Genomic DNA, 13,372 nt, shown 5'->3' on the forward strand with positions numbered 1-13,372 from the left:
CGATGGGCGGCAGCGGGACCTGCGCCTCCGCCGCGAAGCTCCGTCAGGTCGCGGTCTTCGAGCTTGGCCCGGCCTGGAGCGGCAATTCCCTGAATTGCACCACCTACCGGCAGCACGGGGTGTTCAGCCGGAACGGGCGCCAGGCGCTCTGCTTCCTGGATGGGACGGGCCACCTCATCGTTGGCCAGCGCGACCTCGGCGGTGGTGGCATGGAGACGGTTCGCGTCGAGGTGCCGCAAAGGACGCAGGACGCCCATTACAGCCCGAGCCTGGTGATCGACACCCGGAACCGCATCCACGTCGCCGGCGGCGCCCATGTCAGTCCGCCCTTCTATGGGAGATCAGAAGCGGGGGACCTGGCGAGTTTCCGGCTCGTCGAAGACCCCGCGCTGCTGGGCGAGGAGCGGACCAGTTACCCCTCCTTCCTGACCGCGGCAGGCGGAGCGCTTTTCCTTCTCTACCGGCGCGGCCATCCCGGGCGCTCGGTCTGGTGCTGCCGCGGGTGGGATGAGGCCCGGCAGGCATGGTCGGATGAATCCGTTCCGATCCTGAGCGGCGCCGGCACAGCCACCATGCATTCCGGCCCCTACATCAACACCCCGCTGCGCGAGCATGCCGGCCGGTTCGGGCTGTTCCACGTCTGGCGCAGCGGAAAACTGCCCCATACGGGCAGCCATGTCCGCAACATCGGGATGGATTTCTGCGAGGTGGATCTGCTCGACCGGCAGGCCTTCACTCATCGCGGCCTGCAGTTGCAGATGCCCGTGACACCCTTCGTGACGGAGCGCGTGGTGGCCATCCCCTGGGATGCTGACCTCTCCAACCAGGCTGGCGCAACGCGCCTTCCCGATGGCCGGCCGTTCGGCGTCGCATCCCATGCGGAACCGGGCGGGCGGTCCCAGGTGCACATCTTCTGGCCGGACCAGGGTGGGAGGTGGCATTCCCATCCCATCACGCGCTTCACCTCCAGCCGCCGGCTGGTGGGCGGAGGAACGCTCTACCTGCCGCATAGCCGCCCCGCCTGCGCGGCCCTGCCGGACGGATCGGTCCTCGTCGTCTTCCGCACGGCCGAAGCAGGGAATGCGCTGGTCGCCAAGCGCCTGCTGCCGCCGCTGTTCCTGGCGGAGACGGCCGAGGATCATCTCCTCTGGCCGGATGACCTGGGCTTCTACGAACCGGTGCTCGACATCGGCCTGGCGGAGGCCACCGGCCGCATCTGCGCCTATGTGCAGGCCTGCGGCCAAACGCGCGACAACCAGACGATGGCGGAGCGCGCCGCGGCCCCCGCCTTTCTGGTGGAATGGCGGCTTGACTGACCGCCGGACGGAGCAGCGCGGCGCCGTCAGACCTTCAGGTTGAACGGCGCCATCTTCAGGAGCGGGTCGAGGTTCATGCTTTGCCAGGCGCGATCCGGCCGCGTCTGGTCATAGAGAGCGACGCCCTCGGCGTAGCTCCGGGCAAAGCCCAGCTCGAACCCGACGCCGCTGGTGAAGTCGCCCCACTTGAACGGGTAGTTCACGCCCGTGCCGCTCCAGAACGCGAAGGGCACGCCATAGGCCAGGGCGACGATGGCGGCGTGCATCGCATTGGCCATGACGAACTTGGCCGAAGCGATCGCGTCAATGAAGCGGAGGCAGGCTTCGGTGGTGTTCTCGGTGGCGGGGGACATGACGACGGAGTCGGGACAGGATTCCAGGTCCTCGGCGGTCGGCGCGGTGTGACGCAGGTGGTGGACCCACAACACCTTGCCGGCGACGGCCGGATCATGCTTCGGCTGGTAGAAGCGCGGAAGCAGAAGGGCCGTGTCACCCAGCGGGGTGTATTTCGGCAGGCCGAGCACATCACGCGAATGGGCGCCGCGCACGCCAAGGAAGAAGCAGCTGGTCAGCAATTCTGCCGAGAGCGGCTTGGCGTTCTGCAGGCCGCATCCCCAGAAGATGGCCTGGCCGCGCCCGTCCTCCGGCTTGAAGCCGTTTCGCTGGGCCGCCTTGATGCGTCCCGGCTCGATCACGCTGCCCACCAGGTACAGGGTTCCATGCGAAAACCGGCACTCATTGGTGAACATGAGGTCCCGGTAGACCAGGGCGAGCGCATCCCCGAAGTTCCCGATCGCCTGGTCCTGCAGCCAGAATTTTACCCGCGTTGCCAATGATGCCTCCACCGCCCAGAAGATACGGATATCAGACGATTTTCTTGCCCGTCATGTTCACTTTCGGCAGGAACGGCCGAATGATCTGCCTTGCCTTGTCCGAGAGATGCACACGATCTCCGATCACGCATGATTCAGTAAAAAGCGCGGCAGCGCGCATCAACTCGTCGCTATCCGCGCAGATGGCCCGGATGGGGGCCGGGTTCGCCAGGAAATTATAATATCCCTCGCTATAGGCGTATTTTGATTCGTGCCCGCGCTTGTGAAGTATCACCATCAATGAGCCGCGAAAATAGGCGATGTGGTGACACCCGCCGCCCTGCACGCTGAGAAAATAGAAGCACCTGCTGTATATCTTGTTCTTGAAGGTGTTGATGTCATCCTGGCCGCCACCGGCCACGTGCTCGGCGAACAGCGCGTCGAATGAAAGAACCTCGTGGTGCCGTTCAAGAACCTCGAGATCACCGAGATCCATCTGGCCATCCACATCCTGGCTGTAGGCGACGTTGCGCTGGCCAGCCCCATGCCGAATGTAGATGATCTGGAACTGGTGCTTCAGAGTGCTGAAGATCGTCTCCAGCGTGGCCGGGTCGATGAAGTTGATCGGGCCGGAGTTCCATTCGCTGTTGAACTTGTTGTGAATGACAAGCAACGGGCGGTCACTTGCCGCAACCCTGGACTGAAGCGGCAGCGCCGCGAATTTCCTGCGGAGGTCCGGGTAGATATGGAAGGCGCAGGGGCCGAACCGCCCAAGCGTATGTTCATCCTTGGCGGGAAGACAGGGCAACCGGTTCTTCGGCTGGCGCGCGACACGGACGCCACTCTGCTCGACGACCTCCAGCGCTTTCAGGTCGTCATAAAAGCATTTCATCCCCCGATACGTGATGATACGCCGGCTGCCGAGCAATCCAGTCCGCGACAGCCAATTGACGAAGGGCAGGAACAGGATGAGCTCGGCCCCAAACTCACCCTTGTACTCTAGCGTATCCGGGATACTCGCAACGTAATCGAGCACTTTATTCGAGGATCCGCCCTGACCATCCTGCAACATGGTTGCTATATCCCGCCAACCGCGCCGAAAGCTAGATCTTTGCCATCCGCATCAAGCAAAGGACACAGTTTTCCGACCACTTGTATGAAAACATAGAATTATTAGTTAGCAGAAATCTTTTTTGTTGGCAAATAAAATTGCCCGCTCAGGCTCGCCTTACCCCAGATGGAAGCTGGACGCGCGGATGGCGGCGCCGCCGCCGCGCCATCCGAGGGCGGCACTCACGTCACGGCGTCTTCAGCGTCAGCCCGCCATCCACCACAATCTCCGCCCCCGTCACGTATTTCGCCTCGTCGGAGGCGAGGTAGAGCGCGGCATAGGCCACGTCCCAGGCATCGCCCATGCGGCCCATCGGCGGCTGTGCGTTGCGCCGCGCGACGATGGCCGAGACATCGCCCCCGCTTCGCTGGCCGGCGAGGCGCGCCTCCACCAGCGGCGTGTGCATCAGCCCCGGGATCACCACGTTGCAGCGGATGCCCTGGGGCGCATAGCGCACCGCGATCATCCGCGAGAGCGCCATGACGCCCGATTTGGACGCCGCATAGGCCATCAGGTCCGGCCCGATGTTCCGCAGCGCCGCGACGGAGGAGAGATTCACGATCGCGCCGCCACCCTGCTGCACCATGACCGGGAGCACCGCGCGCGTGCTGAGATGCACGTAGTGCAGGTTGTGGTGGAATTGCTTGTGCCAGACCTCGGGCGACATCTCCTCGGGGCCGCCGGGCACGCTGCCGCCCACATTGTTCACCAGGATGTCGATGCGCCCGAAGGCGGCCAGGGTCGCGGCCACGATGCGGGCGATCTCGTTCTCCTGCGTCACGTCGGCGCTCAGCGCCACGGCCTGGCCGCCCTCGGCCGCGATCAGCGCCGTCGTCTCCTCGGCGGCCGCGAGGTTGAGGTCCACGCAGGCCACCTGCGCGCCCTCCCGCGCGAAGAGGATCGCCATGGCGCGGCCATTGCCGATCCCCTCGCCGACCGAACCGGCGCCCAGCAGCAGCACGCGCTTGCCAGCAAGGCGCGGCGCGCCCCGCGGCGGCAGGCCCTGCACGGAAGCGACACTCATCGCTGCGCCCAGGGCGTGGTCTGCCACAGCGCGCGATAGCGCCGCTCATCCTCGCGCAAGCGGGCGAACCAGGCCTCACCCGATTCATGGCGCACCAGCAGCGAGCGCGCCTCGATCGCGCGGATGAATTCAGGGTCCTTCGCGATGTCGTCCGTCGCCTCGCGGAAGCGCGAGACGATGTGCGCGGGCGTGCCGACCGGCATGACCAGGCCGCGCTCGGAGGCCATGGTCACGTCGATGCCCTTCTCCTTAATGGTCGGCAGGTCGGGCGCGAAGCGGCTGCGCGCATTGGCGGCCACCGCCAGCAGGCGCATGCCCTCGTTGTTCGTCAGGACATAGCCGAGGTTCAGCCCGGTGGAGACGATCTGCTTGCCGAGGATGGCGGTACGGATCTGCGGATCGCCCTGGAAGGCCACATGGTTGAAGCGCAACCCCGTCGCCTGCTGGATCAGCACCATCAGCAGATGGTCATCCGTGCCGATGCCGGGCGAGCCGAAGGTGATGCCGCCCGGATCGCGCCGCGCCGCGGCGAAGAGGTCCTCCAGCGTGCGATAGGGGCTGTCGGCGGCGACCGAGATGGCCGAGGGGTCGCCCACCAGGTTGCCGATGGGCGCGAAGTCATCGAGCTTGAACTGCGCCGTCCGCTCGATGGGGATGGTGAGCAGCCCCGGCATGTTGGTGGTGCCGATCACCGTGCCGTCGGTGCGCCCGCGCGCGATGGCGGCCAGCGCCACCTCGCCCCCCGCGCCAGGGCGGTTCACGACGACGACATTGCCGCCGATGCGCGGCTCCAGGAAGCGGGCGTAGAGCCGGGCATCCACGTCGGTGGCGCCACCGGCGACGAAGCCCACGATGATCTCGATCGGCCGGTCCGGCCGCCAGGATTGCGCCAAAGCCGGGGTGGCGAGCAGCGCCGGGGTGGCGCCAAGCAGCGTGCGACGATGCATCATGCGTTTCCTTCCTTGAGCCACTTGATGAGGCGCGAGAGGCCTTCGCGCATATCCACCTCCGGCCTCCAGCCGATCGCGGAAAAGGCCTTCTCATGCGCGATGCGGAAGGCACCGCCTGAGGTCAGTCGCACCTTGCCCGCGGTCTCGCCCACGAAGCTCGGCGCTGGCCCGCCGCCGGCGAGTTCCGTGACCAGCTCGACCAGCTGCCGCGTCGTCACCGGCGCGGGGCCGGAGCAGTTCACCGCGACATTGCTCGCCGCGCTCTCGAAGGCCATGCGGTTGGCGCGCGCGAGGTCCCCGACATAGACGAAATGCTTGGTCTCGCTGCCATCGCCGAAGATCTCGGGCGGTTCACCGCGCGAGAGCTTCTCCAGCGTCTCGATGATGTAGAGCGCATTGGCCGCACGGTGGTGCTGCCGCTCACCATAGACGGTGGAATAGCGCAGCACGACATGCGGCAGGCCGCGCTTGGCCGTGTAGGTGCGGCAGAGCTGCTCGCCGATGATCTTGGTCGCGCCATAGATGATGGCGGCCGGCGGCGCGCCCTCGCTGTAGAAGGGCGTGCCCTCCACCAGGTCGCCCTTGATGCCCGGACCATAGCCATAGACCGCGTTGGAGGAGGCGAAGACCACCTTCCTCACGCCGCGCGCGACGCTGGCCTCCAGCGCGTTCTGCACGCCGCGGATGTTCACATCGAGGCCGCCCCAGGGGTCGCGGTCCATGTTCAGGGTCATGTAGGCCGCCAGCAGCAACGCGCCATCCGCGCCCTCCAGCGCGGCCAGCAGGTCGCTCATGCGCATCACGTCGCCACGGATGATCTTGAGGCGCGGATGGTCCTTCAGATGGGCCACGGCGCTTTCCGCGCCCATCGAGAAATTGTCGAAGAGGCGAACCTCGGCGGCGCCCGCATCGAGCAGTTCCCCCGCCGTTGCGGAACCGACCAGGCTGCCGCCGCCGATGATGACAAAACGCGATCCGGCAATGGGGACGGACGCCATGCTGTTCCTCCAGAAGTTTTCTTGGCGGGCAGCATGCGGCGGCCCCCGGCCCAGGACAACCCGTCCGGGGCACAGAGCCGTCACGGGTGCAGGGCCGTCACCGTTGCAGGGCCGTCAGCGGCGCGGGGCGCCTGGCCATTCGACGGGCGGCAGGGTGGCGAGCGGAATGCGCGCCATGGTCAGGCGCCGGTTCCGCAGCTCGAGCGGCAATTCGACCCGCGGCGGCCCGCCCTCCGCCGGCACGCGGGCGCTGAGCAGCAGGCCCGCGCGCAGCGCGCCCACCATGTTGGGCGCGACCAGCCCGGCCTGCACCACGGCGTTCAGCCCTTCCTGCACGCCCACCAGCGTCAGGGTGCCCCGCCCCTCGGGCTGAAGCTGCGCATCGAGCGTGAGGGTGGCGCGGAGCTGCATCACCGCCTCGCCCATCCGTGCCTCGGCATGGCCGATGCTGAGCGCGCCGCCCGCCGCGCGCCACGCGGCGGCGCTGAGACCGGGCGGCTGGTTGAGCTTGCCGGTTACCTGGAAGCTGTCGAGCCGGGGCAGGCCGGCCGGCGCCAGCCCGGCCGCGCGAATGTCGAAATCCGTCCCGAACAGATTGAGCGCCAGGCTCTGCACCGCGAGCTCATCGCCCAGGCGCAGCCCATCGCCTTCCAGCGTGCCGCCCTGCCCATCCAGGCGCAGCCGCGCGACGAGCGAGCGGCTCTGCACCGGCATCGCGCCACGCGGCAGGATGAGCTGCTGCGCGCCGGTCAGCTCCAGCCGCAATTGCCGATGGTCCTGCGGAAACAGGCCGAGCGTGGCACCCGCCGATTGCCAGCCCACGCCATTGGGCGCGCGCACCGAGAGCTCGGAGAGGTTCAGCACGGCGCCGACCGGAAAGCCCGCGCGTTCGGGGGGGGCATGGCGCACCTGCCAGCCCTCGGCGCGGCGCGCCTCGGTCCAGCGGGCCAGCTCCACCTCCAGGCGGCTGGTCGCCTCCTGCCAGGTCCAATAGAGGCCGCCACCGGCCAGGATCAGGGCGAGGAGGAGGAACGCCCACCATTTTCTTGCCATGCCGGCAGGGTTAAACATCCCGACCGGTTTCGCAAAGGTTCAAGCGGAGTGCAGGATCTTCCCCTGGATGCCGACGGGCATCTTTACGTCTTCGCCTATGGCTCGCTCATCTGGCGGCCGGGCTTCCCGCATCTGGGGCATGAGCCGGCGCTGCTGCGCGGCTATCACCGGCGCTTCTGCCTCTGGTCCCGGCATTATCGCGGCACGCCCGAGATGCCCGGCCTGGTGCTCGGGCTGGATCGCGGCGGCGCCTGCCGCGGGGTCGCCTTCCGCGTGGCCCGCGCCGAGGCGCCCGCCGTGCTGGACTACCTGGAATCGCGCGAAAATCCGAATGGCGAGAACGTCTATCACCGCCGCCTGCTGAAGCTGCGCCTCGCCTCCGGCCGCGCGGTGCAGGGCATCGCCTATGTCGCGGACCGCGCCCACCCGGCCTATTGCCGCCCCTGCGAGCAGAGCACGGCGGCCACCATCGCGCGCGGCGCGGGCAAGACCGGCACGAACCGGGAATATCTGGAAAACACGGCCCGGCAGCTCTCCGCCATGGGCCTCGCCGATCCGCGGCTGGAGCGGCTGGTGCGCCTGGTGATGGCAAGGTCTGATTAACCTTTCCGCCTGATCCTCCACCGACAGGAGGATCCACCATGGCGGCCGACATGCAGGATGAGATCCGCGAGGCCCGGATGCGCTGCGCGCGGCACCTCGCTGATCTTCACCGGCTGCACCTGGCCATCCTCGCCGAGGGGCGTGGCCTGAAGCGCTTCACCGCGGCCGGCAAGCCCAGCGCCGAGATCGAGGTCACCGCCGAATTGCTGGAGCAGTATCTGTCGGCCACCGATGCCTTCCTGGAAAACATGCGCGGCCGGATGGAGGCCCGCCTCGCCCTGCTTCGCCGGGGCGAGCCGCAAGTGAATGGCCGGCCCGAGGATGCACCGGGCCATGGCGGCTTCTGGCTCAGCTTCTCCCGGCTTTGCGCGGTGCTGCGGCGCGTCGCGCGCCGGGCGGAGACGTAGCGCTTGCGGCTGAGGCCCAGGAGGCCGTAACCCTGGCGCAAAGCCCAGGGGGAAGCAGAATGCCGCATGGCCCGATGGAGACCGGCGTCGTTACCGTGCGCGAGGCGACTTTCGCGCTGATGCGCGAACTCGGCATGACCACGGTCTTCGGCAATCCGGGCTCGACCGAGTTGCCCTTCCTCGACCGCTGGCCGGACGACTTCACCTATGTGCTGGGGCTGCAGGAATCCGTGGTGGTCGGCATGGCGGATGGCTATGCGCGCGCCACCGGCCGTGCCGCCTTCTGCAACCTGCATTCGGCGGTGGGCGTGGGGCATGCGGCGGGCAACATCTTCACCGCCTTCCGCAACCAGGCGCCGCTGGTCATCACGGTCGGCCAGCAGGCGCGCTCGCTCCTGCCCGGCAACCCCTTCCTGGGAGCGACCGAGGCGGCGAACTTCCCGCGCCCTTATGTGAAATGGAGCATCGAACCGGCGCGGGCCGAGGATGTGCCGGCCGCCATCGCCCATGCCCACCGCATCGCCATGCAGCGCCCCTGGGGGCCAACGCTGGTGAGCATCCCGATGGATGACTGGGGCGTGCTGACGCGCCCCGTACCGGCGCGCTTGGTCAGCGTGGATGTGGCACCGGACCCCGCCTTGCTCGACCGCCTGGCGGCGGCGCTGGCAAAGGCCGAGCGGCCGGTCTTCGTCGTCGGGCCCGAGGTGGACCAGGAAGGCGCCGGCCCCGCCCTGCTGGCGCTGGCCGAGCACGCGCGCGCGCCGATCCTGACGAGCCCCTTCGCCAGCCGCGTCGCCTGCCTGGAGGATCATCCGCTCTTCCAGGGCTTCCTGGCCGCCGCGCCCAATGCGGTGGCAGCGGGGCTCGCCGGGCATGATCTCATCCTCGTGATCGGCGCGCCCGCCTTCACCTTCCATGTCGCGGGCGAATGCGCGGTGTTCCATGATGGCACGCCGATCTTCCAGCTCACCTCGGATGGCGAGGCGGCGGCGGCCGCCGCCTCCGGCACCGCCATCCTGGGCAGCATGCGCCTCGCGCTGCCAGCGCTGCGGGAGCGCCTGCCGGAGACGCGGCGCGCGGCGCCCGCCCCGCGCGTACCGGCGCCCCCACCTGCGGCCGCCCTGCCCCTGCCGGCGGAATACCTCTTCGCCGCGCTGCGCGCCGCCATGCCGCAGGAGGCGATCCTGGTGGAGGAAGCGCCCTCGCACCGGCCCGCGCTGCAGAGGCACCTGCCCGTCACGCGCTGGGGCGGCTTCTACACCATGGCCTCGGGCGGCCTGGGGTATTCGCTCCCCGCCGCGGTCGGCGTCGCCATGGCGAACCCGGGCACGCGCGTGGTCGCGGTCATCGGTGACGGCTCGATGATGTATTCCATCCAGGCGATCTGGAACGCGGTGCAGGCACGGCTGCCGCTGACCATCATCGTCGTGAACAATGCGGGCTATGGCGCGATGCGCAGCTTCTCCCGCGTGCTGGGGGTGGAGGGCGCGCCGGGGATCGAGCTGCCGGGCCTCGATTTCGTGAGCCTCGCCGCAGGCCAGGGCTGCCCGGCCCAGCGCGTCGAGACGGCCGAGGCGCTGCATGCGGGCCTCAACGCCGCCTTCGCGGCCGAGGGACCGATGCTGCTCGACGTCGTCGTGGATCACGCCATCCCCCACCTCTACCACAAGGCCAAGTAGATGATGGATCGCCGCTCGCTCCTCGCCTTTCCCGCGCTGCTGCCGGTGGCGGCATCGGCCCAGGGCGCCTGGCCCAGCCGGGCGATGCGCATCATCGTGCCCTTCCCGCCCGGTGGCCTCGCGGACCTGCTGGCTCGGCCGCTGGCGGCGCGGCTGCAAACCGCCCTGGGCCAGCCGGTGGTGGTGGAGAACCGGCCGGGCGCGGGCGGCAATATCGGCGCGGACCTCGTCGCGAAGGCGGCACCGGATGGCTACACATGGCTGCTCGGTTCGATCGGGCCGCTGGCGGCCAACCAGTTCCTCTTCGCCGCCATGCCCTATGAGACGCGCAGCGCCTTCGCGCCCACGGTGCTGCTGGTGAACACGCCCAAGGTGATCGTCGTCGCGCGCAACCGGCCCTGGCAGAATCTGGCGCAGATGCTGGAGGCGGCGCGGGCGCGGCCGGATGCGGTCCGCGCGGGCTCGGCCGGCAATGGCTCCTCGCTGCACATCGCGCTGGAATTGCTGAAGCAGCAGGGCGGCGCGCAGATCCTGCACATCCCCTATCGCGGCGCGGCGCCGGCGGTGACGGACCTCGTCTCCGGCCAGATCGACCTGATGGTGGACAACCTGCCCAACATCCTGCCGCAGATCCGCGAGGGAACGGTCCGCGCGCTGGCGGTCGCCACGCCGCAGCGCCTGCCGCAACTGCCCGACGTGCCGACCACGGCCGAGGCCGGGCTGCCCGGTTTTGTCTTCGGCACCTGGTTCGGACTGGCCGCCCCCGCCCGCACAGCGCCCGAGATCGTGGCCCGCATGGCGGCGGCGGTGGATGCCGCGCTGCGCGAGCCCGAGATCGGCGGCCGCCTGGCCGAACAGGGCGCGGTGCTGGGCGGTGGCACGCCCGAGGCCTTCGCGAGCTTCATCGCAGCCCAGACCACGGCGCTGGAGGCCGTCATCCGAAGCGCGAACATACGGGCGGAGTAAGCCGGCAGTCAGCGCCGAACCGGCAAGCCTGCGCCCGCCCACGCAGAATCCGGCCGCAACTGCGGCCGGCGGATCGCTTCAGCGATCCGAAGCCAAGCGCGCGGACGCGCGCGCCCGGCATCTGAGGGCATTCAGATATGCAAAGCCCGTCCGTCCACGGCCAGCGCGGCTTCCTTGACCGCCTCGCTCAGCGTCGGGTGGGCGTGGCAGGTGCGGGCCACATCCTCCGCGCTCGCGCCGAACTCGATCGCCATGGCGATCTCGGCGATCAGCGTGCCGGCATCCGGGCCCATGATGTGCGCGCCCAGCACCGCGTCGGTCTTGGCATCGGCCAGGATCTTCACGAAGCCGTCCATGTCCCCCATCGCGCGCGCGCGGCCATTGGCGGTGAAGGGGAACTTGCCGACCTTGTAGGCCTGCCCGCGCGCCTTCAGCTGCTCCTCCGTCTCACCGACGGAAGCGAGCTCGGGCCACGTGTAAACCACGCTCGGGATGGCGTTGTAGTTGATGTGCGGCTTCTGCCCGGCCAGCAGCTCGGCCAGCGCCACGCCCTCATCCTCGGCCTTGTGCGCCAGCATCGCGCCGGCGATGGCATCCCCGATGGCGTAGATGCCGGGCACGTTGGTCGCGTAATGCGCGTCGGTCTTCACGCGGCCGCGCTCATCGAGTGCGACGCCGACCTCGGCGAGGCCCAGGCCCTCCACATGCGGCCGGCGGCCGATGGCCAGCAGGACGACATCGGCGCGGATCTTCTCCGCCTCGCCGCCCGCGGCCGGCTCGATGGTGACGTCCACGCCCGTCGCATCCGCCACGGCGGCGGTCACCTTGCTCTTGAGCTTGAACTTGAAGCCCTGCTTGGTCAGCACGCGCTCGAAGGCCTTGGAGAGCTCGTTGTCCATCCCCGGCGTGATCCGGTCGAGATATTCGACGACCGTCACCTTGGCGCCCAGGCGGCCCCAGACGCTGCCGAGCTCAAGCCCGATGACCCCGCCGCCGATCACCACCAGGTGCTCGGGCACCTGCGTCAGCTCCAGCGCGCCGGTGGAGGTGACGATGCGCGTCTCATCCACCTCGATGCCCTTGAGCGGGATGCTCTCGCTGCCCGTCGCGATGACGATGTTCTTCGTGCTGTAGCTCTGGCCCGCGACCTCGACCGTGGTCGGGTTCACGATGCGCCCGGCGCCCTTCAGCCAGGTCACCTTGTTCTTCTTGAACAGGAATTCCACGCCCTTGGTGTTGGCGCCCACCACCTCGGCCTTGCGGGCCTGCATGCGCGCGAGGTCGAAGGAGACGCCGGTCACGTTGATGCCATGATCCGCCAGCTTGTGCTTCGTCTCCTCGAAATGCTCGGAAGATTGCAGCAGCGCCTTGGAGGGGATGCAGCCGACATTGAGGCAGGTGCCGCCCAGCGTCGCGCGCTTCTCCACGCAGGCGACCTTGAGGCCGAGCTGGGCCGCGCGGATGGCGCAGACATAGCCGCCGGGGCCGGCGCCGATGACGATGACGTCGAAGCTGTCAGACATGGGTGATCCTCAACCGTATTTGGCCGCAAACTGGCGCGGGCGGGGGCGCGGCGCAAGGTGCGGGCGATCGGCGCCATGCGCAGTGCCGATTGCCGCGGGGCCGATTGGCGCGGGGCCGATTGGCACCGGGCGCGGGGCCGGGGCAAGCTCATGCCATCCGGAAGGGAGTGGACGATGCGCAGGATCATCATCGCGGCCGGCCTGCTGGCCCTGCCCCTGGCCGGAGCAAAGGCCCAGGCGATCCCGCCCAATTGCAGCGGCGTGCTGGAGGCGGTGGGCTGGCAGAGCCAGTCGGAGCGCGGCTACTGGGCCAGTTCGGTGGATTTGCGGAACATCTCGGGGCGCCCGGTCCAGGTGACGGTGCAGTACAATGGCCTGGGCGCGATGAACCGTGGCGCCTTCCGCATGGAGCCGGGCGGCTGGAACCGACACTGGCTGGCCCGGACGGACCGCCCGCTCTCCACCGCCGCGCTCCAGGCCAACACCACGCTGATCTGCGCCGCGCCGGGCTGAGCCTCGCCATCCGGCCGCCGGCGTGGCACTGCTCGCCGGGCAAAGGGAAGGATGCGGCATGCGCGGAGCGGGATGGATGGGCATGGCGGCATTGCTGCTGGGCACGCTGCCCGCCGCCGCCCAGGATTGCGCGGGCCAGGTGATCATCCTGGGCGCCGGCAGCCAGGCGGAGGGGGCCGGCTTCGCCTATTGGGCGACGCTGTCCAACCCCGGCATGCGCGCCGTCCAGGTCGAGCCGCGCTGGGGCGAGGGCAGCCTCCCGGCCCTGCGGATCGAGGCGGGACGCATGCAGCGCATCCGCCTCGGCGCCGGTGAGGCGCGGCTCGCGGCCGAGGCGATCGAGGCGGCGACGCGGCTGCGCTGCCAGCCAATCCCCCGCCAGCCCTGATGGACCCGGCGTAGCAGTGCGTTGCATGC

General features: G+C 69.0%; 14 protein-coding genes. 7 read left to right on the forward strand and 7 right to left on the reverse strand.

Features of this window, described 5'->3' with window-relative positions; genetic code table 11:
* Positions 1-2 precede the first annotated feature (2 nt).
* Positions 3-1,316 (forward strand): BNR-4 repeat-containing protein, encoded by a 1,314-nt coding sequence (locus R9Z33_RS21940; RefSeq protein WP_318648705.1) that lies wholly within the window; start codon positions 3-5, stop codon positions 1,314-1,316.
* Between the two features lie 26 nt (positions 1,317-1,342).
* On the opposite strand, the gene R9Z33_RS21945 is transcribed toward R9Z33_RS21940, so the two are convergent.
* From R9Z33_RS21945 to R9Z33_RS21970, 6 genes are all read right to left on the reverse strand, one after another.
* A complete protein-coding gene (locus tag R9Z33_RS21945) occupies positions 1,343-2,149 on the reverse strand; it encodes a polysaccharide pyruvyl transferase family protein (RefSeq protein ID WP_318648706.1) in 807 nt (268 codons plus the stop codon).
* Positions 2,150-2,180: 31 nt separating this feature from the next.
* Positions 2,181-3,200: a hypothetical protein gene (locus R9Z33_RS21950; RefSeq protein WP_318648707.1), complete on the reverse strand. Its 1,020-nt coding sequence runs from the start codon at positions 3,198-3,200 to the stop codon at positions 2,181-2,183.
* Between the two features lie 226 nt (positions 3,201-3,426).
* Positions 3,427-4,263 (reverse strand): SDR family NAD(P)-dependent oxidoreductase, encoded by an 837-nt coding sequence (locus R9Z33_RS21955; RefSeq protein ID WP_318648708.1) that lies wholly within the window; start codon positions 4,261-4,263, stop codon positions 3,427-3,429.
* A complete protein-coding gene (locus tag R9Z33_RS21960; RefSeq protein WP_318648709.1) occupies positions 4,260-5,213 on the reverse strand; it encodes a tripartite tricarboxylate transporter substrate binding protein in 954 nt (317 codons plus the stop codon). The genes R9Z33_RS21955 and R9Z33_RS21960 overlap by 4 nt, the downstream gene beginning before the upstream one ends.
* Positions 5,210-6,211 (reverse strand): NAD-dependent epimerase/dehydratase family protein, encoded by a 1,002-nt coding sequence (locus tag R9Z33_RS21965; protein WP_318648710.1) that lies wholly within the window; start codon positions 6,209-6,211, stop codon positions 5,210-5,212. The genes R9Z33_RS21960 and R9Z33_RS21965 overlap by 4 nt, the downstream gene beginning before the upstream one ends.
* Positions 6,212-6,325: 114 nt before the next feature.
* Positions 6,326-7,264 carry a DUF2125 domain-containing protein gene (locus R9Z33_RS21970; protein WP_318648711.1) on the reverse strand — a complete coding sequence of 313 codons (939 nt, stop codon included), beginning with the start codon at positions 7,262-7,264 and terminating at the stop codon, positions 6,326-6,328.
* 48 nt (positions 7,265-7,312) lie between these two features.
* Here R9Z33_RS21970 and R9Z33_RS21975 point away from each other — a divergent pair, with 48 nt between their 5' ends.
* Genes R9Z33_RS21975 through R9Z33_RS21990 form a run of 4 tightly spaced genes read left to right on the forward strand, consistent with a single transcriptional unit; the run spans position 7,313 to position 10,919 of the window.
* A complete protein-coding gene (locus tag R9Z33_RS21975) occupies positions 7,313-7,867 on the forward strand; it encodes a gamma-glutamylcyclotransferase (protein ID WP_318648712.1) in 555 nt (184 codons plus the stop codon).
* 38 nt (positions 7,868-7,905) lie between these two features.
* Positions 7,906-8,274, forward strand: coding sequence for a hypothetical protein (locus R9Z33_RS21980; protein WP_318648713.1), 369 nt, complete (start codon positions 7,906-7,908; stop codon positions 8,272-8,274).
* 59 nt (positions 8,275-8,333) lie between these two features.
* On the forward strand, positions 8,334-9,953 hold the full coding sequence (gene mdlC, locus R9Z33_RS21985) for a benzoylformate decarboxylase (protein ID WP_318648714.1): 1,620 nt from the start codon (positions 8,334-8,336) through the stop codon (positions 9,951-9,953).
* On the forward strand, positions 9,954-10,919 hold the full coding sequence (locus R9Z33_RS21990; RefSeq protein ID WP_318648715.1) for a Bug family tripartite tricarboxylate transporter substrate binding protein: 966 nt from the start codon (positions 9,954-9,956) through the stop codon (positions 10,917-10,919).
* Positions 10,920-11,050: 131 nt separating this feature from the next.
* Here the strand turns inward: R9Z33_RS21990 and lpdA are convergent, their stop codons facing one another.
* Positions 11,051-12,442, reverse strand: coding sequence for a dihydrolipoyl dehydrogenase (gene lpdA, locus R9Z33_RS21995; RefSeq protein ID WP_318648716.1), 1,392 nt, complete (start codon positions 12,440-12,442; stop codon positions 11,051-11,053).
* Between the two features lie 174 nt (positions 12,443-12,616).
* Between lpdA and R9Z33_RS22000 the strand changes: the two genes are divergently transcribed.
* Positions 12,617-12,955, forward strand: coding sequence for a hypothetical protein (locus R9Z33_RS22000; protein WP_318648717.1), 339 nt, complete (start codon positions 12,617-12,619; stop codon positions 12,953-12,955).
* A gap of 58 nt (positions 12,956-13,013) precedes the next feature.
* On the forward strand, positions 13,014-13,343 hold the full coding sequence (locus R9Z33_RS22005; RefSeq protein WP_318648718.1) for a hypothetical protein: 330 nt from the start codon (positions 13,014-13,016) through the stop codon (positions 13,341-13,343).
* Positions 13,344-13,372: the final 29 nt, after the last annotated feature.

It is taken from the genome of Sediminicoccus rosea (assembly GCF_033547095.1).
GTDB lineage: Bacteria > Pseudomonadota > Alphaproteobacteria > Acetobacterales > Acetobacteraceae > Roseococcus > Roseococcus rosea.